Origin of the sequence: Mesorhizobium sp. Mes31 (genome assembly GCF_024519675.1) — a bacterium.
Taxonomy (GTDB): Bacteria; Pseudomonadota; Alphaproteobacteria; order Rhizobiales; family Rhizobiaceae; genus Mesorhizobium.
Genome location: NZ_JALJRL010000014.1, coordinates 138,525 through 161,176, shown reverse-complemented (window position 1 = coordinate 161,176; position 22,652 = coordinate 138,525). Strand labels below are relative to the sequence as shown.

Annotated in this window: 18 protein-coding genes; 13 read left to right on the top strand and 5 right to left on the bottom strand. The window is 60.5% G+C overall.

The genetic code is table 11. The features are described 5' to 3' along the window. From NR193_RS23150 to cysT, 3 genes are all read right to left on the bottom strand, one after another. The coding region (locus NR193_RS23150; RefSeq protein ID WP_256753073.1) for a sulfate/molybdate ABC transporter ATP-binding protein at window positions 1-1,034 on the bottom strand (1,034 nt) is incomplete at its 3' end. A 69-nt stretch (window positions 1,035-1,103) separates the two neighbouring features. Next, window positions 1,104-1,988 (bottom strand): sulfate ABC transporter permease subunit CysW, encoded by an 885-nt coding sequence (gene cysW / locus NR193_RS23145; RefSeq protein ID WP_256753072.1) that lies wholly within the window; start codon window positions 1,986-1,988, stop codon window positions 1,104-1,106. After that, window positions 1,981-2,847 carry a sulfate ABC transporter permease subunit CysT gene (gene cysT / locus NR193_RS23140; RefSeq protein WP_256753071.1) on the bottom strand — a complete coding sequence of 289 codons (867 nt, stop codon included), beginning with the start codon at window positions 2,845-2,847 and terminating at the stop codon, window positions 1,981-1,983. The genes cysW and cysT overlap by 8 nt, the downstream gene beginning before the upstream one ends. A 529-nt stretch (window positions 2,848-3,376) precedes the next feature. On the opposite strand from cysT, the gene NR193_RS23135 reads away from it, so the two are divergent. The 4 genes from NR193_RS23135 (at window position 3,377) to NR193_RS23120 (ending at window position 7,426) form a co-directional block, all read left to right on the top strand. Continuing rightward, entirely contained in the window at window positions 3,377-4,054 is a 678-nt protein-coding gene (locus tag NR193_RS23135) for a hypothetical protein (protein WP_256753070.1), read from the top strand. 108 nt (window positions 4,055-4,162) lie between these two features. After that, window positions 4,163-4,792 (top strand): hypothetical protein, encoded by a 630-nt coding sequence (locus tag NR193_RS23130; protein WP_256753069.1) that lies wholly within the window; start codon window positions 4,163-4,165, stop codon window positions 4,790-4,792. 259 nt (window positions 4,793-5,051) lie between these two features. After that, entirely contained in the window at window positions 5,052-6,401 is a 1,350-nt protein-coding gene (locus tag NR193_RS23125) for a UDP-glucose/GDP-mannose dehydrogenase family protein (protein WP_256753078.1), read from the top strand. Beyond that, a complete protein-coding gene (locus NR193_RS23120; RefSeq protein WP_256753068.1) occupies window positions 6,398-7,426 on the top strand; it encodes an NAD-dependent epimerase/dehydratase family protein in 1,029 nt (342 codons plus the stop codon). Before NR193_RS23125 ends, NR193_RS23120 begins: the two co-directional genes overlap by 4 nt. A 98-nt stretch (window positions 7,427-7,524) precedes the next feature. Here NR193_RS23120 and NR193_RS23115 read toward each other — a convergent pair whose 3' ends face one another. Beyond that, window positions 7,525-8,424 (bottom strand): formyltransferase family protein, encoded by a 900-nt coding sequence (locus NR193_RS23115; RefSeq protein ID WP_375162733.1) that lies wholly within the window; start codon window positions 8,422-8,424, stop codon window positions 7,525-7,527. 281 nt (window positions 8,425-8,705) lie between these two features. Between NR193_RS23115 and NR193_RS23110 the strand changes: the two genes are divergently transcribed. The 9 genes from NR193_RS23110 to NR193_RS23070 all read left to right on the top strand — a co-directional run bounded on the left by NR193_RS23110 (window position 8,706) and on the right by NR193_RS23070 (window position 21,272). Continuing rightward, window positions 8,706-9,815, top strand: coding sequence for a glycosyltransferase family 4 protein (locus tag NR193_RS23110; RefSeq protein ID WP_375162732.1), 1,110 nt, complete (start codon window positions 8,706-8,708; stop codon window positions 9,813-9,815). Then, window positions 9,809-10,657, top strand: coding sequence for a sulfotransferase domain-containing protein (locus tag NR193_RS23105; protein WP_256753065.1), 849 nt, complete (start codon window positions 9,809-9,811; stop codon window positions 10,655-10,657). Before NR193_RS23110 ends, NR193_RS23105 begins: the two co-directional genes overlap by 7 nt. A 376-nt stretch (window positions 10,658-11,033) precedes the next feature. Beyond that, complete coding sequence (locus NR193_RS23100) at window positions 11,034-12,407, top strand: lipopolysaccharide biosynthesis protein (protein WP_256753064.1); 1,374 nt, start codon at window positions 11,034-11,036, stop codon at window positions 12,405-12,407. Then, a complete protein-coding gene (cysD, locus tag NR193_RS23095; protein ID WP_256753063.1) occupies window positions 12,408-13,373 on the top strand; it encodes a sulfate adenylyltransferase subunit CysD in 966 nt (321 codons plus the stop codon). It begins immediately after the preceding gene. Beyond that, on the top strand, window positions 13,373-15,304 hold the full coding sequence (gene cysN / locus NR193_RS23090; protein WP_256753062.1) for a sulfate adenylyltransferase subunit CysN: 1,932 nt from the start codon (window positions 13,373-13,375) through the stop codon (window positions 15,302-15,304). Before cysD ends, cysN begins: the two co-directional genes overlap by 1 nt. A 6-nt stretch (window positions 15,305-15,310) precedes the next feature. Further along, on the top strand, window positions 15,311-16,507 hold the full coding sequence (locus NR193_RS23085) for a glycosyltransferase family 4 protein (protein ID WP_256753061.1): 1,197 nt from the start codon (window positions 15,311-15,313) through the stop codon (window positions 16,505-16,507). Window positions 16,508-16,544: 37 nt separating this feature from the next. Beyond that, window positions 16,545-17,396 carry a sulfotransferase gene (locus tag NR193_RS23080; protein ID WP_256753060.1) on the top strand — a complete coding sequence of 284 codons (852 nt, stop codon included), beginning with the start codon at window positions 16,545-16,547 and terminating at the stop codon, window positions 17,394-17,396. A gap of 250 nt (window positions 17,397-17,646) precedes the next feature. Beyond that, complete coding sequence (locus NR193_RS23075) at window positions 17,647-19,803, top strand: nucleoside-diphosphate sugar epimerase/dehydratase (protein WP_256753059.1); 2,157 nt, start codon at window positions 17,647-17,649, stop codon at window positions 19,801-19,803. 20 nt (window positions 19,804-19,823) lie between these two features. Further along, a complete protein-coding gene (locus tag NR193_RS23070) occupies window positions 19,824-21,272 on the top strand; it encodes a pectate lyase (RefSeq protein ID WP_256753058.1) in 1,449 nt (482 codons plus the stop codon). 94 nt (window positions 21,273-21,366) lie between these two features. Here NR193_RS23070 and NR193_RS23065 read toward each other — a convergent pair whose 3' ends face one another. After that, a complete protein-coding gene (locus NR193_RS23065) occupies window positions 21,367-22,608 on the bottom strand; it encodes an O-antigen ligase (protein ID WP_256753057.1) in 1,242 nt (413 codons plus the stop codon). Between the last annotated feature and the right edge of the window lie 44 nt (window positions 22,609-22,652).

Here is a 22,652-nt window from a genome sequence, read left to right as displayed (position 1 = left end):
GCCGGGAAGAGCGTCCATCGGCCGGGTCGGAAGGCGACGCGGCTTTTCTGCGCGGCGGGATGGTCGACGGGCAGTTCGATCTCGACGCGCTGGCGGTCGCCGCCGATTTCGAGTTCGACGCGCCTGGTGCCGGCGACGCGGCGGCTGGCGGCCACGGTGCCGACGATGCAGCCGCTGCAGCCCTCCAGCAGTTCGACATCGTGCGGGCGGAAGTACAGCGTCGCCTCGCCCGAGGGCTGGTTGGGCGCGGCAAGCCCGATCGGCCGGTCGGCGATCCAGACCTCGCCATTGTCGACCTTGACGGGAAGCGAGCTCGATTCCCCGATGAAGCCGTAGACGAACGGCGAGTTCGGCGTGTCGTAGATGTCGTCGGCGGTGCCGACCTGCTCGATGCGGCCCTGGCTCATCACCACGACGCGGTCGGCCAGCTCGAGCGCCTCTTCCTGGTCGTGGGTGACGAAGACGGTGGTGTGGCCGGTGGCGTCATGGATCTCGCGCAGCCAGCGGCGCAGTTCCCGGCGCACCTGCGCGTCGAGCGCGCCGAACGGCTCGTCGAGCAGCAGCACCTTGGGTTCGATCGCCATGGCGCGCGCCAGCGCCACGCGCTGGCGCTGGCCGCCGGAGAGCTGCGCCGGATAGCGCTTCTCCAGCCCCGAAAGCTGCACCAGGTCGAGAAGCTCGGAGGCACGGCGGCGGATCTCCTGCGCCGGCGGGCGCGAGGGTCCGTGCCGGACCTTCAGGCCGAAGCCGATGTTGTCGGCCACCGTCATGTGCCGGAACAGCGCATAGTGCTGGAAGACGAAGCCGACATTGCGCTCCTGGATCGACCTGTGCGAGGCGTCCTCGTCGCCGAAGAAGATCTTTCCCCGCGTCGGCCGCTCCAGCCCGGCGATCAGCCTGAGCAGCGTCGTCTTGCCGGAACCGGAGGGCCCCAGCAGCGCGATCAGCTCGCCCGACTTGATGTCGAGCGAGACGTCGTGGAGCGCCGGAAACCGCTCGAACTCCTTGCGCACGTTGGCAACGCGAACTTCCATCTACAGTCCCTCAGCAGGCGATGCCTGTCATTGTCCCAAAACCGCTACACATTCTTGGGCGACAGGCATCTAGTGTCCGCGCGCCGCGGCGATCTCGGCGCCGTAGCGCATCTCCAGAAGTGTTTTCAAGACCAGCGTGACGAGCGCCAGGCCGGCAAGCAATGAAGCCACGGCAAAGGCGCCGACGGCGTTGTACTCGTTGTAGAGGATCTCGACATGCAGCGGCATGGTGTTGGTCAGGCCGCGGATGTGGCCCGACACCACCGAGACCGCGCCGAACTCGCCCATGGCGCGGGCGTTGCACAAAAGCACGCCGTAGAGCAGCCCCCATTTGACGTTGGGCAGCGTCACATACCAGAAGGCCTGCCAGCCATTGGCGCCAAGCGAGAGGGCCGCCTCCTCGTCGCCACTGCCCTGTTCCTGCATCAGCGGGATCAGTTCGCGGGCGACGAAGGGGAAGGTGACGAAGATGGTGGCCAGCACGATGCCCGGCACGGCGAACAGGATGACGATGCCATGCGCCTTCAGCCAGCCGCCGAGCAGCCCCTGGGCGCCGAACAGGAGCACATAGACCAGGCCCGATATGACCGGCGAAACCGAGAAGGGCAGGTCGATCAGCGTGGTCAGGAAGGCCTTGCCCTTGAACTCGAACTTGGCGATCGCCCAGGCGGCGGAGAGGCCGAAGACGATGTTGAGCGGCACCGAGATCGCCGCCACCAGCAGCGTCAGCCGGATCGCCGAGCGGGTGTCGGGATTGCCAAGCGCCTCGGTATAGGCGCCGATGCCCTTGGCCAGCGCCTCGTTGAAGACGACGATCAGCGGCAGCAGCAGGAAGATGCCGAGGAAGGCGAAGGCGATGGCCATCAGCACGGCCTGCGCCGGGCGGCTTTCGGTCACCGCCGCCGACTGGCTCTCATGGTGCGGTTCGTAGGATTTGATCTCGGGATCAGCCATAGCGCTTGCGGCTCCATGACTGCGCCAGATTGACGACCAGGAGCATGATGAACGACAGGGCCAGCATGAGCGCGGCGATCGCGGTCGCCGCCGGGTAATTGTATTCCTCCAGCCGGATGACGATCAGAAGCGGCGCGATCTCGGATTTGTAGGGCAGATTGCCGGCGATGAAGATGACCGAGCCGTATTCGCCGACGCCACGGGCGAAGGCCAGCGCGAAGCCGGTGACGATGGCCGGCGCCAGGCCCGGAAACAGGATGCGGGTGATGATCTGGAAGCGGCTGGCGCCAAGCGTGGCGGCGGCTTCCTCCACCTCCTTGTCGATCTCCTCCATGATCGGCTGCACGGTGCGCACGACGAAGGGCAGGCCGATGAAGACCAGCGCAATGACGATGCCGAGCGGCGTGTAGGCGACCTTGATGCCGAGCGGCATCAGCAGTTTGCCGATCCAGCCGTTGGGCGCGTAGAGCGTGGTCAGCGCGATGCCGGCCACCGCCGTCGGCAGCGCGAAGGGCAGGTCGACCATGGCATCGATGATGCGGCGGCCGGGAAAGCGGTAGCGCACCAGCACCCAGGCGACGAGCGTGCCGAAGACGACGTTGACGGCGGCCGCGATGAAGGCGGTGCCGAAGCTGATCTCCAGCGCGTTGACGGTGCGCCGGTCGGTGGCGATGGCCCAGAACTCGGTCCAGCCAAGTGCTGCCGAGCGCCACACCAGCCCCGACAAGGGTATCAGAATGATCAGTGTGAGGTAGGCAAGCGAGAAGCCGAGCGTCAATCCGAAACCCGGAATGACACTCGGCTGTCTGAACCGCCACCCCGCTGGAGCGGGTGCTATGGTTACGAATGCTGCGGTCATCGAGTTCAGGGAAGTCCCTCTCGCTCAACCAAGATTGCATCCGCTATGGCTCGAAGCGGTTTGTATGCGCAAGCTGTTTGAACGATCCCTGCCACTACGTCTATTCGCCCAGTGGCATTTCATCCTTCATCGCCATTCGGAATTTCTGGGGTCGTGCGACTACCACTTAGTGCGCGGACATTTAGGTCAGGTCGGGTAGGCACCCTCCCCGAAATGATAAGGTCGGCCTCATTTCAATCGCTCATACTCTACCACCGGGAACAAGCGCCTGCATAAATATGCGGCGTGACATCCCAAGCAACGGCTTGCCGCGTCAGCACTTACCATGCCCGACATGCGGAGTTCATCAGTAGAATGTCGGCACGAAGGTCAACAGGCAGCTACAGCCAAAAGTGGAGCCATGCCCGACGGAATAGGTTGGTTGAGCCTCGATAGCATCTCGCGCAGTACCCTTGGACGAGTTCTACACAACGCCAAACCAACGTAATAATAAGGTGCAGGCTGGATATCGATCGGGGAGAGGGAGGAAATGAAGAACATTTCAAAGGAACTGATGGAGCTAGCCGAACACATTCGTCCGGCGCGAGAAGCGTTCGCGGAAGCGGACAAAAGAAGGATCGAATCCGCCTTGGAGGCAGGGCGACTTCTCTGCCAGGCCAAGGATGACTGCCCGCACCAGCAATGGCTGGCTTTCCTGACATTGGCTGGTATTTACGAGCAACAGGCCAGAGAGCTGATGCAGCTGGCCCGCGCGGGATTGACGGCACACGTCGTTTCGGAAATCGGAGGCATCGATGCGGCACTGGCCTATCTGGTGAAGGCAAGATTGCCCGAGCCAGGCGAATGCCTGACCGTGGGACGGATAGGCTGGCCTGAAAAGAACACGCCCTTCGCCATCATCAAGCCAAACGCCGCCCATCCTGGTTACTACGACGTGGCGATTGCCGACATGTGGGCCAATCCCGCAACAGTTTTCTCGTCCACGAAGCCGCTGAAGGGGGGGAGTTTGCGGCTCGCCGACGGGTCGTTCTTCGACAACCTCTGGCATATCGTCGACAGGGAATTGGAGGTCCCGCATTCGCAGCGCGAATTCCAGATGATGCCGGCGGATCTGGTCTCCAGGGATGGGGCTTTCCTCTTCGCAAAACCGACCGCCGCCGCAAGTGACGGTTCGAAGACAAACCGTGCGGCCAACTACGCACTTTGATTGTCCGGCATTTCCGCCGCAATGGAACCTCGCTCGATGGCAGGTTCCATTGCGGCCACTGGCAATGAGGGCACAGCTACAACCGATATAGCCAGAGCGGAGGGAGAGATGGAAAGTCGCCGTGTGAGCGTCGCCGCGTTCTGCCTGGCGCTGCTGGTGATGCCGGAGCGCTCCGTTGCGCAGTCGGAGCTGAACCAGACAGAGGTCTCTCAAGCCCAGGCAAAGCTATTCGAGGGTAATTTCCTGTCCCGCATTCCAGATGGCAAGATTGATCAGCGAACGCTGGACGCCTTAAGGGCATGGCAAAAACAAACGAAGCGGCCGCAGACCAGCGCTTTGACGAAGAAGGAGTTCAATCAGTTGATGCGGTTTGATCCTGGCAAACATGCCTGGGAGGCGATATCCGGATCAATAGACGGGAGTTGGACCGCAGTTTGGGGACACCGCTCCGGCGTGGAGGCGGCCCAGAAAGCTCTGGCAGGATGCCAGAAGAAATCGTCCCGGCCCGACGATTGTTCGTACATATCCAATTCGATTGATCGGAGCGGCCCGGGTTGGTCAGCTGCCGTCTTTTGCGAGCAACGAGGTCTGTTTCGAAAAAAAGGGCAAATGTTCCTGCACAATGGCGTGAGCCGGAAATCAGCCATAGATCAAGCGTTTGCTGCGGCAAACGCAGCGAAATTTCCCTCGTCTCAATGCAGCCTCGTAAAGGCGCTGGACGGAAACGGGTCCCAGTGAGCACTTCTTCAGCGCTTGCCAACAAGTGCTGAAGGTATCCGAGCACATATCCTTCATTGGCGTTTTGGCGGGGAGGTGTCGCCCGGGCCTAACCCCTTTGGAAGGCTATCCGCATTTAGCGCAATCAAATGGCGCCGGCCGGGGTTTTCAGATCGGGGCGGTCTCGGAAGAGGTAATGCCATATCCGATTTCGCGCTCCATTTTCTTGATCGCTACTGGCTTAATCGAAGAAGGATATCATCATCAGAGTGGCGAGCTCATGCGCATTGCAATCGTTGGTTCAGGTTACGTCGGTCTTGTGTCTGGGGCATGCTTGGCTGACTTTGGTCACAAAGTCGTCTGCATCGACAAGGCAGAGGCCAAAATTGTCGATCTTCAAGCTGGAAGAATGCCGATCTACGAGCCAGGTCTCGAAGAACTTGTCTGCAAGAATTCCGCGACAGGGCAGCTCGCCTTTACTAGTGCGCTGGCGCCGGCAGTCGCAGACGCGGATGTGGTGTTCATTGCCGTCGGGACGCCTTCGAGGCGAGGCGACGGTCACGCCGACCTTTCCTATATTTACGAGGCGGCGCGGGAAATCGCGGCGGCGGTACGCGGCTTTACGGTGGTCGCGGTCAAATCCACGGTGCCGGTAGGAACCGGAGATGAAGTCGAACGCATTATTCGCGGCAGCAATCCGGCGGCGGATGTGGCAGTCGTATCGAACCCGGAATTCCTTCGCGAAGGAGCTGCTATCGACGACTTCAAACGTCCGGACAGGATCGTTATCGGTCTGCCGTCGGACGAACGCAGCCGCGAAATGATGGCGGAAGTCTACCGGCCGCTCTATCTCAACCAGGCGCCGATCATGTTCACCGGACGTCGCACCTCGGAACTGATAAAGTATGCGGCCAACGCCTTCCTGGCGCTCAAGATTACATTCATCAACGAGGTTGCGGACCTCTGCGAGAACGTGGGTGCGAACGTGCAGGAGGTGGCGCGGGGCATCGGGCTCGACAACCGCATTGGTCCGAAATTCCTGCATGCGGGCCCTGGTTATGGCGGGTCCTGTTTTCCGAAGGATACGCTGGCTCTCGTCAAGACGGCGCAAGACAGCGGCGCGCCGCTGCGGCTAATCGAAACGACGGTCGCCGTGAACGACCAGCGAAAACGCACCATGGCCCGCAGGATCGTACTGGCCTGCGGCGGCAATGTGCGAGCAAAGACAGTGGCCATACTCGGCCTCACGTTCAAACCCAACACAGACGATGTCCGTGACGCGCCTTCCCTCTCGATTATCCAGGCCTTGATCGATTTCGGGGCACATGTTCGAGTGTATGACCCCGAAGGCATGGAACAGGCACGGCTCATGCTTGGCGAGAGCGTCGAGTATGCGAAAGGAGCATATGAATGCGCCAAGGGTGCCGATGCCCTGGTGATTGTCACCGAGTGGAACCAGTTTCGTGCCCTGGATTTTGCACGACTGTCACGCACCATGTCGAAGCACGTCGTGGTCGACCTTCGTAACATCTACAGGCGGGACGATATCTGCAAGCATGGCTTTGAATACGTGAACATCGGCGAGGGGGTGGCAGGGGACAGCCTTGTGTTTGCCGCGGCCGCCGAATGAGGTATTTCGTCACCGGAACCGCGGGATTTATCGGCTTCCATCTGGCGCGCCGCCTGCTGGACGAAGGTCACTCCGTGACCGGCTTCGATGGGATGACGCCATACTACGACGTTGCCTTGAAGCATTCCCGAAATGCCTTGCTGCAGCGGTACGACGCCTTTCGCTTCCATATCGGGCAGTTGGAAGACATGGATGCCCTCCGGCGGGCGGCAGACTCGGCCATGCCCGATGTGATTGTCCATCTGGCCGCGCAGGCTGGCGTGCGGTACTCGATCGACAACCCGCGAAGCTACACCGAAAGCAATCTGGTCGGTTCCTTCAACGTCCTTGAACTTGCCCGTGATCTGAAGCCAAGACATCTGCTGCTGGCCTCCACCAGTTCGGTCTATGGCGCGAATGAACAAACCCCGTTCGTCGAGACTGACAAGACCGATTGGCCGCTGACGTTCTACGCAGCCACCAAGAAGGCGGTGGAGGCGATGTCACACTCGTATTCGCATCTTTTCCAGATCCCAACGACATCCTTCCGCTTCTTCACCGTGTACGGCCCCTGGGGTCGACCCGACATGGCGCTCTTCAAGTTTGTCGACGCCATCGAGAACCAGCGTCCGATCGAAGTCTATGGCGAAGGTGGGATGAAACGCGATTTCACCTATGTCGGCGATCTTGTCGAAGCCATCGTCCGGCTCATCGGATGCGTGCCTGTGGCTGGCCGGCCGGTGTCTGGCCCGGATGTCGTCGACACGCTGTCGCCCGTGGCGCCGTGGCGTATTGTCAATATAGGCGGCGGCGAGCCGGTCGGGCTGCTGCCTTTCATCGAGACAATCGAGAACTGCCTTGGCAAACGCGCTATCCGCAAGATGCAGCCGATGCAAGCTGGCGACATGCAGGCGACTTATGCTGACCCTCGCCTCCTGGAGGCGCTTACGGGCTATCGCCCTCGGACCAGTGTCGAGGATGGGGTAGCTGCCTTCATACGTTGGTATCTGGAAGAATGGCCATCGCGGCCGACAATCGCCGCCTAGGGATCGTCGCAAACCGGAATCACCGGGCGCCCATGTGCGCTGCTTTGGATTCCGCGCGTCTGACCGTGGTACACGGGGAGGGCCAACATGGGACCCTCTCAGGCCGACATCAGCTTGGCGTGTATCTTGGGGCTGGCGCCGCGCCAGGATGTCACCTCAATGGTTTCTCCGTCGCCGCAAAGCACGGTAAAACCGCTGTCGGTATGCGTTTGCACCTGGCCAGTCAGCCCTATGTAGCGCCCTCGCCCGGCAAACATGCGTGCCTTGTCGACCACGATCTTGGCCCCGGCATCGAGGGTGAAGGCGCCCGGGTAGGGATCGCCGACAGCACGGACAAAACGCAGAATACTTTCGGCCGGCTGCGTCCAGTCGATGATCCCGTCGTCCGCCGAACGCTTGGCACAGTAGCTGGCGAGGGAGTCGTCCTGCGCAACACCTACCCCATTGTCACGGGCGATCGCCGACACAACGAGGGGTGTCATCTCCAACAGGGCCTGCTTGTGCTTTTCATAGAGCGAACGCGCGGTCTCGTCCGGCGCGACGGCAAAGAGCTTCTGCAGCACAATCGGACCGCTGTCGACGCCTTCATCGAGCCGGAAGAATGTCGACCCAGTCTCCTTCTCATTCGCGATGATCGTCCAGGGGATCACCGCCCTGCCTCGAAAGCGCGGCAACGGCGCCGGATGGAAGCCCACCGAGCCGAAGCGGGCGACAGAACGAAATTCGGCGCGGCAGATCTGCGACCAGCCGACCACGAGCGTCAAATCGGGTTGCCCTTCTTGAAGCTTCGCGATTGTGTCGGGCGCGTTGATGTTCTTGGTCAGGTGGACTTCTATTCCCGCTGCGCGCGCCGGACCTGCCAAATCGACGAAATCGGAGTGGCGTGCGGAAGCGTCGACCGCAAGGGTGACGAGCAGCGACGGCGGCATACCCGCTTCGACGAGGGCATCGAAAGCAACACGCGATCCTTCCACCGCGCCGACAAAGGCTATGCGCATGAAATCCTGACTCCAATTCACGGCCGCAAGCGACAGCGGACGCTGCCCTTTTCTATTGTTCGCTTCGCTTCTACGCCCAAGTCCGCCTTTAGAGGTAACCGATCCTCTGCGAGGCATCCCAATGTCCAACTCTTCCGAGAGACAAAAGGCCGGATAGTAAGGGGATCGGGGCTTTGGGATTGGAACGGTCGATGGACTATGGCGTCGGCGTCGGCTTGGCACTTCTGGATGGCGATGCCGTTGCGGCCGAGCGTCTGCGCATTGGCTCGCGCCGGCCGCATGTGCTGATCGTGCTGCCTGGACTGGGCGCCGGCGGCACCGAACATGTCGTCAACGTTCTCGCCAACCAGTGGGCCGCAAGAGGCTGGCTCGTGACTCTGGTTACATTCGAGCCACCCGGTCCCCCGCCTTACTATCGTTTCGATCCAGCGGTCAGAATAGAGCGGTTGGGATTGCCACAGGTGAAACGATCGAAGTTAGGGGCAATTGTCGCAAGCGCGCGTCGGATATTTCTGCTGCGCCGAGCGCTCAAGAGGCTGGCCCCGGATGTGACCCTGAGTTTTCTCACGCGCACCAACGTGATGTCGCTGGCAGCAAGCCGGGGGCTCGGCCTTAGCGTTGTGGTTTCGGAGCGCAACAATCCTGCCCTGCAGGACGTGGGCCCGATCTGGCGCTTTCTTCGGGCCAAGCTCTATCCATCGGCCTTCGGACTGGTCACGATGACCAATGGAGCGCTGAATTACTTCAGCCCTGCCATGCGCAAGCGAAGCTGGGTCATTCCCAATCCGGTCGATCTTCCCGCGGCAGGCAAACCGCGCCGGGGCGGCAACCGGCTCGTCGCCGTCGGCCGGCTGGTCCCGCAGAAAGGTTTCGACCTTCTGCTCAAGGCATTCGCCAACATCCGCCGCGATTTCCCCGAATGGAAATTGGTAATTTGGGGCGAGGGTCCTGACCGCGCCGAGCTTGAGGCCGAGCGTGATCGCCTGGGCCTGCACGACTGCCTTGAAATGCCCGGGATAACCAGCCAACCCGGCATCTGGGTGGAGACCGCCGATGCCTTCGTGCTTTCGTCCCGCTACGAGGGCTGGGGGATCGTGCTGCTGGAGGCCATGGCAGCCGGCCTGCCCGTCATATCCTTCGACTGTCAGTGGGGGCCTCGGGAGATGGTTGAAAATGAGAAGAACGGACTTCTCGTCGAAAGCGGAAATGTCGATGCGCTCGCGGCGGGCCTGCGACGGCTGCTTGGCGATGAAAACCTGCGCCAGAGGCTAGGCGCGGCGGCGGGAGTAAGTGCTGCCAGGTTCACTCCCGAATATGTGATGCAGAACTGGGACCAAGTCATTCGCGCTGCCCTGGCGTCGCGCGGCAACAAAGAGCTCTCGCCATGCTGACCACCGGTCGCGCTTTGCGCAAGATGGAAACACGCATCAAAATGACCTGGGCTGGCTCCGGGGCAGATGCATTCCTTGTTTCCTACCCCAAATCGGGGCGAACCTGGTTCAGGCATATCCTATCGGATTATTTCAGCCGGACAGCGCATGACGGGAATGTCGATCTCTTCCGCATGTTCGAAGTTCTTCCGAACTTCGACCTTGATCCGGAGCGCGGGATTCCTGCCTTCCGTTACGCGGAACAGCGCCCCCGGGTGCCGCTCATCCTCGTTTCGCATCTCGACTACAGGCGAACGCTGTTCTTTCGCCGGCCAGTCATTTTCATGGTTCGCGATCCGCGCGACGTGGTCGTATCGGCCTATTTCCACGCCACGCGCCACAAGCATCGCTTCGAAGGCGACATGGATGCCTTCATCTATGATTACCGGCAAGGTCTGCCCGCTCTCATTGTCTATCTGAACAACTGGGCGAAGGGCCTGACGCATCACCGGCATGCCGTGTTGAGCTATGAAGAACTGACGGACGACCCTGTCGGCACATCCTCGCGCATTCTGCGGTTTCTCGGGCATGTCCCGTCCGCGCCGGACCTTGAGGAGGCTATCGAGGCTTCCCGTTTTGAAGCGATGCGTGAACATGAGGTGGCGGGGGGCCTGCCGGCACATGTTTATGACCGGGGCGATGCGGAAAGTCGTCGCATGCGTCGCGGAAAGGTCGGTGGCTTCGCCGACTACCTCACGGACGCACAGGCCGAGCTGATTGAGCGAACCTGCACCGAATGGTTGACCCCGGCCGCGAAGGAGTTGCTTTGCCGCGGTGGAACCCATTTCTCGCGGTACAATTGAAGGCGTGCCATCGGATTGAAACCCGGTGGGCGGTCCGTGCGCGCAACTTCGATCGTCCTGGCAATCCGGCGCGAGCGGGCAGACCCGCAGCGCGAGTGACGGAAGCGGTTGAATTCAGATGCATGACCAGGTCCGGCGGGCCGTGAATTCCTTACCGCTAATGGGCTAGGCCATCAGTCGTAGCAATGATCGGGTTCTGACTGATTGAGGTTGCAACAGAGCCGAACTTGGTTGTGGCGGGTTCTTCTTTTCCGCCGATGATGGAAGGCGTCAGCAGTGCTCTGGCGTGGACTTGGGATCTGTGTGCTCCGCAAAGACGGGGTGTGGGGTGAGTTTGGCAACGATTGCGATGATCAGAGGACTGGCTGGACGTGTGATGGAGGCCCTCAAACAAAGGAGCGCCGGCCGCACGCGCCTGGCCAACATCGCACACCTTTTGACGGGCAATTTTCTCGGCTCATTGCTCGGGCTTGTGGCCTTTACGCTTTCGGCGCGAGCACTTGGCGTGGCAAACTATGGCCAGCTTGCATTGATTATCGCGTTCACGCGGGTCGTCGAGCGCGTTGTCAGTTTCCAATCTTGGCAGCCAATCATCAAATATGCGGCGGGCCTGAACGCGTCCGAAGACCGCGATGGGCTGCGCATTCTCATGAAATTCGGCCTGCTTATCGACGTTGGCGCCGCCGTTTGCGCCTGGGTCATCGCCGTGGGCGTCGCCCTTCTCGTCGCACCATTCTTCGGTTGGTCCGCAGAAATCGTGCATCTTCTCGTTCTGTATTCCAGCGTCCTGCTGTTCCAGATCTCAGGCGTTCCGGTCGCGGTGCAGCGCATGGCCGGCAACTTCCGCCTCCTGGCCTATGGGCAGCTGCTCAACGCGGTTTTGCGGGTATTGCTGTGCCTCCTCGGCGTGCTGCTCAAAGCTGATCTCGTCTATTTCGCCGCGGTTTGGGGAGGAACCCAGATACTCGGCTCCCTGACGCTGTTGACGTTGACGATGCGGGCGCTGCACCGGCAGGGCGTCCACAATATCCTGCGCGCGCCCCTGGCCGGAATCACAAGCCGCTTTCCTGGCATCTGGAATTTCGCGTGGTCTTCAAACATTTCGCTCACCTTGCGCGTGAGCGCGCAGGAACTCGATACGTTGCTGGTCGGTTTCCTCGCCGACCCGGCTTCAGCCGGCCTGTACCAAATCGCCAAGCGCATAGGACGCGTCGGCCAGCAAGTCGGCCCCCAGGTGCAGAATGTCCTCTATCCTGATGTAGCCCGCCTTTGGGCGAAGGGAAGCATCAAGGAATTCAAGCGGGCGATCTTTCAAGCCGAAGCCATGCTGCTCGTCTTTGGAATCCTTTGCATCCTGGTTGTCGCGGCGCTCATTCGGCCGCTGCTGATCTGGACCGCAGGGCCTGATTTTCTCGGCGCAGCCAATCTCGTCATCGTGCAGATGGTGGCGGTCGCCTTCGTGCTTTCCGGCTCTGCCGCCCGATCCGCGCTGCTGGCCATGGGCAAGCAGCGCGAGGTGTTGCGAATCGTTGTCCTTGCGACTGTCGCCTTCCACGTGACGGCACTCCTGCTGATCCCGCGGATCGGTGCAATGGGCGGCAACATCGCCCACATCGTCTTGGGCATACTGTGGACCACAGGTTTGGCGCTCTCATTGCAACAAGCGTTCAAAACTATTCACACCGACAGGCAAATACGGCCATCGGACGGCCTCAATCCGGCAAGTCTTTCCTCTTCAAAGGCAATCTAGATGACTCCTGCACCTCAAGCTTTAGCCACTTTGCCCATAGCGCAGCGACGCCCCAGTCCCTCGTCGCCGTCCCTTACCCATCTGCAGCGGCTCGAGGCTGAATCGATCCACATTATTCGAGAGGTGGCGGCCGAGCTGCGTAACCCTGTGATGTTGTATTCCGTGGGCAAGGATTCCGCGGTGATGTTGCACCTCGCGATGAAGGCCTTCTACCCGTCGCAATTGCCGTTTCCCCTGCTCCACATCGATACGACCTGGAAGTTCAAGGAGATGATCCGCTTCCGCGACGAGACCGTTGCGCGGCTTGGTTTGAACCTGCTGGTGCGTCGCAACGAAGCCGGTCTCGCCGAGGGCATCACGCCCTTTACCCACAACTCATCGATCTACACGCAGATCATGAAGACGGAAGCGTTGAAATCGGCATTGTCCTCGTTCGGCTTCGATGCCGCTTTCGGCGGGGCGCGGCGAGACGAGGAAAAAAGCCGCGCGAAAGAGCGAGTGTTTTCGCTTCGCAGCGACAGCCACGGCTGGGATCCGAAGAACCAGCGTCCGGAATTGTGGAACCTCTACAACGGCCGGCTGAAGGCTGGAGAATCCATTCGCGTCTTCCCCCTCTCGAACTGGACCGAAACCGATATCTGGCAATATATCATGAGGGAGCGCATCCCCCTCGTCTCGCTCTACTTTGCGGCGAAGCGCCCGGTCGTGGAACGCGACGGACAGTGGATCATGGTGGATGACGACCGTCTGCCGCTACGCCCGGGCGAAGTGCCCGAAATGCGCTCTGTCCGCTTCCGCACCCTTGGTTGCTACCCACTCACCGCGGCCACCGAAAGCACTGCCGCGACTGTTCCCGAAGTGCTCCAGGAAATGCTTGTCGCGAGGACTTCCGAACGATCGGGCCGCCTGATCGATCATGACGAGGCGGCGTCAATGGAAAAGAAAAAGCGTGAGGGGTACTTCTGATGCTGGGTTTTGCTCAAACCGAGGAACTCGAAGTTTCGTCGAAATCCGAGACCGTCTCGGACTACCTTCATGCCCATGAGCGGAAGAGCCTGTTGCGGTTCCTCACCTGCGGCAGCGTGGACGACGGCAAGTCGACACTGATCGGCAGGCTGCTCTACGACACCCAGTTGCTGATGGAAGATCAACTTGCGGCACTTGCGGCGGATTCCCGCCGGCACGGCACGACCGGCGACGATCTCGACTTTGCCCTTCTCGTTGACGGCCTCGCCAGTGAGCGCGAACAAGGCATTACGATCGATGTGGCCTATCGTTTCTTCGCCACCGAGCAACGCAAGTTCATCGTCGCCGACACACCCGGCCATGAGCAATATACCCGCAACATGGCCACCGGCGCCTCCAACGCCGATCTTGCGATCATCCTTGTCGATGCAAGGCAGGGAATCCTCGACCAGACCCGCCGACATTCCTTCATCGTTTCCCTGCTCGGAATCCGGCACGTCGTTCTTGCGATCAACAAGATCGACCTGGTTGGCTACTCGCAGGCTGTATTCGACGAGATCGAGACGGCCTATCGAAGTTTTGCGGAGCCGCTCGGCTTCGTTTCGCTGCAGGCCATCCCCCTGTCCGCCCGTTATGGAGACAATGTTCTTTCCAGAAGTGCGAAACTCCCCTGGTATCATGGGCCGACACTCATCGAATACCTGGAGTCGATCGAGGTGGAGAGCGACCGTCGCGCCGCCCCTTTCCGCATGCCGGTGCAATGGGTCAATCGTCCCAACCTCGACTTTCGCGGATTTGCCGGCACCATTGTAGCCGGGGTGGTAAGGCCCGGAGACCGCGTGGCGGTGGCGCGCTCAGGCGTGACGACCCTGGTGAAGCGTATTGTCACCCAGGATGGAGACCTGCCCGAAGCAGGCGCCGGCGAGGCGGTCACACTGACGCTCGAAGACGAGATCGACGTCTCCCGCGGCGACGTTCTGGCAGCCGCGGCCGAACGCCCGGAAGTGTCCGATCAGTTTGCGGCGCATGTGCTCTGGATGCATGACGATCCGTTGATCCCCGGCCGTCCTTATCTGATCAAGCTCGCCACCAGCGCCGTAGGTGCAAGCGTCACGCATATAAAACACAGGGTGGACATCAATAATTTCGCGAAGCTCGCCACGAAAACCCTTGAAAAGAACGAAGTCGGCTTCGTCAATATAATGACCCAGGCGCCGCTTGCTTTCGACCCTTTCAGCCGAGTGCATGAAACCGGCGCGTTCATCATCATCGACCGGATAACCAATCACACGGTCGGGGCTGGAATGATTGACTTCAGTCTGCGCAGGGCAAGCAATATCCATTGGCAGGCGCTGGACGTGGACATGAACGCGCGAGCGATCGCCAAAGGCCAAAAACCGGCGCTGCTGTGGTTCACCGGCCTCTCGGGTGCCGGGAAGTCAACGATCGCAAATCTCGTGGAGAAGCGTCTTCATGCAATCGGCAAGCACACGTATCTTCTGGATGGCGACAATGTTCGCCACGGCCTGAACAGGGACCTTGGCTTTACCGACGCTGACCGTGTCGAGAACATTCGTCGTGTGGCAGAAGCCGCCAAGCTGATGGTCGATGCCGGGTTGATAGTGCTGGCTTCGTTCATTTCACCATTCCGCGCGGAACGCCGGATGGCGCGCGACCTCTTTGCCGCCGGACAATTTATCGAAATCTTCATCGATACGCCGCTGGAGGTGGCGGAAGGTCGTGACCCAAAGGGCCTGTACAAACGCGCCCGAAACGGATTGATCCAGAATTTCACCGGCATTGGCAGTCCCTATGAGCGTCCCGAAGCTCCGCACATAACGATTACCCCGGATCTGAACGCCGAGGAGGCCGCGGAGCTGATCGTCAGCCATCTTGACCGAGGCTGTTATCTCGGAAGCGCAACCGGGTAGCGGGCGATGAGCGATGGCGCTGGCCAGGAGCCGATACGGGTTTGCTTTCCATTTGTCGGTGACGATATCGGGGGCAGTCACATCTCGGCACTGAAGCTTATCCAGAATCTGGACAGATCGAGGGTCGAGCCGGTCCTGGTGCTGCAGGAGCCGACCGGACCCCTGGCGACCTTTCTGCAACGACAGGGCCAACCTTTCACGGGGCTCCCGCTGTCGAAAACGCTGCCGGCGAAAGGAACGACCCTAGGCGACATCGCAAACTACCTGACCACCACGCTCCCCTGCATGCGCCGATTCATCAGGGAGCAACGGTTCGACATCGTTCATACCAACGATGGCAGAACGCATGTCAACTGGGGCATTGCCGCACGGCTGGCGGGCGCACGGCTGGTTTGGCATCATCGCGGCGATCCCGATGCGAAGGGCGCCAACGTTCTTGGGCCGCTGATCGCGGATCGTATGGTGACAGTGTCCCGATTTTCGCGGCCGAAACATCCGATCAGGTCCCTGAATGGACGATTGAGCGTCATCCACAGCCCCTTCGATCACCCATCGGCAATTCCTGACAGGGCCGCCGCCAAGGCCGCACTCCTGGACGAGCTCGGCCTCGAGCCGGGCACACGAGTCCTGAGCTTCATCGGTGGCCTGATCGAGCGAAAGCGCCCCCTTCTCTTCATCGACATCATTGAACGGTTCGCGAGCGAGTATCCCCAAATCCCGATTGTCGGTTGCGTGTTCGGGATCTCGCCGGCTGGCTCGCAGGATTTTGAAGCCGCCGCCAAGGCGCGTTGCGCCGAGCGCGGGCTCGGCCAAACGGTCCGCCTCATGGGCTTCCGCAGCCCGATCGAGCCTTTCCTGGCGGCCACGGATGTTCTCGTCGTTCCCGCCGTCGGAGAGCCTTTTGGAAGAACCCTGATCGAGGCGATGTTTCTTGGCACGCCGGTGGTTGCGACCGATCATGGGGGCAATCCCGAGGCAATCGAGAATGGACGGACAGGGTTCCTGGTTGCCCCCGAAGACGCCGGGGGGTTCATGCAGCCGCTGTGGCGGTTGCTCTCGGACCCGCTGCTTTGGACCAAGATCAGCCAGACAGCACGAGACCAGGCCTTCGTCTCCTACGGCACCGACCAGCATGTCGAAAGTGTCACGGAAATCTACGAAGGGGTGCTTCACTCCCCTTCGCGGCACCAACCTGGCGCGTGACGTTGCAAGTCAAGATCGGCACATAAGGGTTTGATAAATGCAGGCGCAAGACATCGACTTTCTTATTATCGGCGCGGCAAAAAGTGCCACGACCTGGCTCCAGCAATCCCTGCAGGCAGATCCGGCCGTCTGCATGCCAGATCCCGAGTTGCACTATTTCAGCCGCTTCTATGATCGAGGTGACGACTGGTACTTCAGCCAGTTTCCGGAGATCCAAGCCGGACAACTCGTAGGCGAAAAGTCGAATTCCTACCTGGACACCCCCTCTGCTCCACAAAGGGTTCACGACCTGCTGCCGCATGTCAGGCTAATCGTACAGCTTCGCAACCCCGTCGAACGCGCCTATTCAGACTATTGCATGCTCTATCGCCGCGGCGAGGTCGGCCGTGACATAGATTCCTATCTCGATGCGGGCATGGGCTCCCTGGGGCGCTTTCTTGTCGGCGGCCTCTACTGCGCGCAGTTGCAGGCTTATCTCGATCTCTATCCGAAGGATCGGGTGCAGGTTCTCTTTTTCGAGGAAATGGTGGCAAGGCCTGTGGAGCATTTGAGCAAGGTCAGGCAGTTTCTGGGCCTCCCCGCGGCCGAAACGGCGGTGGTGCCCGTGGCGAAAAAGGTGAAAGACCGCAGGGAGCCAATGATTGGGCCGCGGCTGCGCAAGATCATGAAACCATTGAAGCCGCTGGTTCGTCCCTTCAGGGACAGTTCAGTTTTCGCCGCCGCACGGGGCGCACTGGCCGGCCAGATTGCCTATCCGCCGTTTACCCCGAGGCTGCGATCCCGACTGGTCAATTTTTATGCGGCCGATGTCGAGAAGTTGGGTGCGCTGGTGCAGCGGGACCTGTCGGGCTGGCTGGGCCAGGTTGGAGGAAGTACCTCTTTGGATTGAGCCCGCTAAAGTCTCTCTTGTGATCTGGGTAGTTGCTTCATGCACAAAAGCAGGTGTTGCGCCGGACGTCCGCAAGGCTTTCCATAGCAACCATAAAGTCGTTAGCCTCGGAGACAGATGAGCTCGGGCCAGCTTGTTCTTGAATGAACAAGAGTTGGCACGCGTGGATCTGTGTCCGCGAATTCAACAGCCGTTCATTTTAGCGCGCTCTCTTGACGCGCGACGGCGAAGCTTTGTCGAGGTCCTGGTAATGAGCCAGTTAGAACAACCACTGGAAACAGTCGGTCCGCTCGGGGGGCCATCCCTTTTGATAGCCTCCGCAATCGCTCTAGGCCGTCTTGTCAGCAAACCGCGGACAATCCTTCATGTCCTTTCATATTTCCGTCGACGTCTGACCGGGCGCACCAAGGCCGTTGGCAAGAATCTTCCTCTCTACGTCATCGATCTGTCGATGGCTCTCGCGGCGCTGTCATTCGCTTCTTTCATGCGGTTGGGCCTCGATGGCGAAGTCAACAATCCCGAGAGCTTCCAGTCACTGCTTTTCGCGCTCCCTTGCTTCTTTCTCACCTGTGTCGTCATCTTTCCGGTGACTTGCCTCTACACCCGCAACTGGCGATACGCGTCTATCGGCGACATGTTCGGCATCGTTCGCGCGGTGCTCGTTGCATCGCTGGCATTCGTGTTCGTGATGTTTGTAGCGACACGGCTCGATTCAATTCCCCGCTCGGTGATTGTGATCGAGGCACTCTTGCTGGTGCCGATGCTCATTTCGGTTCGGATCCGCTCCAAGCTCCTCGAGGTACGCCGATTTGGTCCGGCAGCGAGTAGAGCAGGCAATGGACGCGATATGGTACCGGTGTTGCTGGTCGGCGCAAGCGATGCCGCGGACCTCTACATTCGTGCCCTGCAGCGGGACCAGGATGCTCGCCACTGGCCAGTCGGCCTGCTCGAGAGGGGCGCGACGACAGAGGGCTATTTCCTGCGGGGCGTGCCGGTTCTTGGTAGCATCGAAGACTTCGACGCGGTCGTCAGCGATCTTGAGGCTCGCGGCATCAAGCCCAGGCACGTGATCTTCACCGAAAGGATGCCTGGTCTCGTCGACCCGGCGCTCGACGCGCTGATCGACCGGGCCGAACGGCTGGGCATTGCCGTTTCTCGCCCAGCCCCCGTCCTGGAACTGCGCAATCCCAAACACGAGAGTCGCTTCGAACTGCGCCCCATCGAACTTACCGACCTGCTGGAGAGGCCGCAGGCGGTGCTTGATAAAGGCGCGCTGTCCCGAATGATCGAAAACGGTCGCGTCGTTGTCACCGGCGCCGGAGGCTCGATCGGCGGCGAGCTTACGCAGCAGATTGCCGCGCTTGGTCCTGCCGAAGTGATCCTGATCGATAACAGCGAATACAATCTCTACGCTATCGATCTGGAGCTGGCGGAGAAATTTCCGGGTGTGAGCCGGAAGCCGTATATCTGTGACGTGCGCGACGCAGTTCGCCTGGGCGAGATTTTCCAGCGACATAGCGTCGACCTGGTCTTCCATGCGGCGGCGCTCAAACATGTGCCGATGGTCGAGTTGAATCCCTGCGAGGGCATTCTCACCAACGTCATCGGCACGATGAACGTGGCGGAAGCGACCCGCCTCTGCGGTGCCAAGGCAATGGTCCAGATATCGACGGACAAGGTGGTGAACACGACAAACGTCATGGGCGCCACCAAACGTTTGGCCGAACTTTATTGCCAGTCCCTGGACCTCGCCTTTGTCGCGAGCGAAACCCCGGTCCGCTTCATGACTGTTCGCTTCGGCAATGTTCTGGGTTCAAGCGGGTCGCTGATCCCGCTGTTCAAGCGCCAGCTCGCCCGCGGCGGTCCGCTGACCGTGACCGATATGGAGATGAAACGCTTCTTCATGACGATAAGGGAGGCGGTCGAGCTGACCTTGCAGGCATCGGCCCACGGCTTGGAAAAGAAACTTGGCCAAGGCGAAATCTTCGTTCTCGACATGGGCGCGCCGATCAAGATCATCGACATGGCGCGCCGCATGATCAAGCTCGCGGGGTATCGGCCGGACGAAGACATCAAGATCGAAATTGTTGGCTGCAGGCCTGGAGAAAAGCTGTTCGAGGAGCTTTTTGACGAGAGGGAAAGACGTGTCGACGTTCCGATTTCCGGGGTCTTGGGCGCCGTGCCCAACCCGGTGCCGCTTGACACGCTTCGCAAGGCATTTTCGCAATTGCGCCGCTTGGCCAGGGCTGGCGACACCGCGGGAGTGTTAGACCTCGTTGCCGAGCTCCTCCCCAGTTACCGGAGGGGGGACGCAAAACCCGCGGCGGCCGCCTCGGCGTCATTCGTGCCTCATGTGATACGCGGTTCGGCCAAGGCAGCCATGCCTCCACGCGACGCTGCCGCTTGATGCCCGGCGGGAGCGCTGCCGTGCCAAGACATATCGCCTTGGTTCTGGCTGTCGCGTTGTCGTGCGGTACCGCACTCGCCGGAGAACCTCAACCGACCGTGGCCGAGGCGCGGCGCGCGATCGAGCGCGCGGGCTCCTACTTCCGCGATCATCTCGGCGTAGCGGGAACCTATGTATGGAAATATTCGCTCGATGGCCTGAAAAGGGTGGGCGAAGGCGGTGCCGTGCCCGCGAGCGTTGGCTGGGTGCAGCCGCCGGGCACGCCGGCTGTCGGAGCTGCCTTCCTGCGCATTTTCGAAGTTACCGGCGACAAGCAATGGCTTCAGTCTGCCCAGGTCGTTGCGACGGCCCTGGTGAATACGCAGCTGGAATCCGGCGGATGGTTTTACAAGATCGAGACCGACCCGCAAAAGGCGGCGACATGGTGCTACCGCGCACTAAAGGTGAGCGGGAAGTCTTGTCACGATATCAAGGACAATCCGCATCGCAACGAGACCGTACTCGACGACAACAACACACAGAGCGTGCTGAATTTTCTGATGTGGTTCGACCGGGCGAGCGGCGGTTCGGATCCGGACGTCCGCACCTGCATCGACAAGGCGCTCCGCCGACTGATGAAAGCGCAGTACCCGAATGGGGCCTTTCCAGTCTTCTTCACTGGATCCGCGCCTGGTGCGGACGTAGAGACAGCAGCCAAGGCGAGTATCCCTGCCAGTTGGTCTCACGAATGGCAGAAGCCTGACAGTCCGCCCTACTTCATCATCAATGACAATCTTCCTCGCGATATGGGTCGTCTCTTTCTCAACGCCTACCGCACATATGGAGATCCCGCATATCTCAAGACAGCGGAGAAGGTCGGTGATTTTCTCCTTGCGGCCCAGCTGCCTGAGCCACAACAGGGCTGGGCGCAGGGTTACGATCGTTCGATGCAGCCAGTATGGGGCCGCAAGTTCGAGCCGCCTGGCGTCGTCTCGCGCGAAACCGCCGGCAACATCGATTACCTGATCGAGCTGAACGAACAAGACAAGGATGCGCGATTGCTTGACGCTGCGGTGTCCGCGGCCATTTGGCTGAAGGCGGCGCGCCTGCCCGATGGCAAATGGGCACGTTTCTACGAACTCAACACCAATCGGCCGCTTTACATTGATGATGGTGGCAAGGTGACCTTCGATTACAAGAACCTCTGGCAACACTACGGCATGAAAACTGGTGCCGAGATCGAGCCGGTTTTCGCCCGGTTGGAGCTTGCCAAGCGTGGCTCGACAGTTTCCCCTCAACAGCTGTGGATCAGTGCCGCGGATGAGTTGAGCGCTGACGAACTGAGTTCGAAAGTGCGCCAACTCATCGATAGCCAGGATGCCCAGGGACGCTGGGTCGTGGGTCGGCTTATCCAGGGGGAAGATTTCGTCGACGGCGTGTTCGCCCTCGCTCGTTTTATCTCCCCGGAAGCGTCACCATCGGGCAAGTAGTTACTGCACGCCGCTAGCTCTTGCAGATCCTGATCCAGGTCTTCCGTCAGCGTCGATTAGGCCCTGTGAGGTTGGCAAGCTCAGTTGGCGTGCCTCAGATCGGTCTGCGTTGGGCAGGCTGCAAACGAACCCGCTCGGAGCGAGCACGACGAAGGAAGCGGGCGACCGATCTTGGAGCCGGGCCGTCGCGCAAAATCGCAACACTGGGCGCTATCCCAAGCAGGAGAGGCACGACAAAAAACCGACCGTAAAGATGCGGCAGCGCATTGGCCAACGCTGCGAAGAGGAGGACCGTCGCCAGCGTGCAAATGGCGGCTATTCGTCCTTCGCGAGGCCTGGCAGCAAGCATCCCGACGATTATGCCGGCTACCAGCAGGAGCAGAAAGCCGATCAACCCAGGCAACCCCGCCTCGACCCATATCAAGAGAAAGGTGTTGTGGACAGGAGCATGCAGTTCGCTGACCTGTCGATACTGGTCCGCACCGATGCCAAGCAGCGAATTGTTGTCCGCTTTGCCGATGGCCTCCTTGATAAGCCGCATACGGTCCGCAAAGGTGCCAGCCTCGTCGATGTCGCCATTCTGCAACGCATTCAGCACACGGCGTTGGAAGACGGCTGGCAGAAAGTCGCGGCCCCATGTGACGGCGATAAAGAAGGTGGCGAAGGACGATCCCGCCAGCAAGATGATCCGGCGCCACGAGCCGGTCATGACAACGAAGACGGTGAGCGCGAAGACGAGACCGATCAGGCCAGTATTGGATCCAGTCAGAACAATACCATACGCAAAGAGCGGCACTCCGATCCAGGCCCAGCGAGGCCGTGCGCATCCCGAGGCCACCATCCACAACAACAGGGGAACCGCGAGTGCAATCAGCGACGCACATTCGTTTTCGCGTTCGACCCAGCCGACAAAACGGCCATTGCCGCTGACGAAACTCGAGCCTTGTCCCTTGAGGACGTCGATCACCACTATTCCCTGCAGGCACATCAAGGCGATCGAGCAGGTGAACGCTTTTATCAAGACAACGGTTTCGGCCCAGGGGCGCGACACGAGCATGAAGGCCAGGAGAAAGTAGGCGTACAGATACTGCGCCGAGATGATGAAGCCTCGCCCTGGATCTCCGACGACGAGGCTGCTTAGCAGCAGCATGCCACACAACAGCGCGATCCCGGCATTCCACAGAAGCGTCCCTGCCGCCAAGGGGGCGAGCGGAAAGGATTTCCCGAGCACCATCGCCAAGACAGCCGCCAGAGCGAAGGCGTCGCTGGCGGTAAAGTAGAATGTGTCGACGCGCAGGATGTTGAAGGGAGCGAGGAAGACGGACGCGGCAGCCAACCAGAGCCCGATTCTCCCAGTCACCTTTGGCAAGGTCGGAGCAG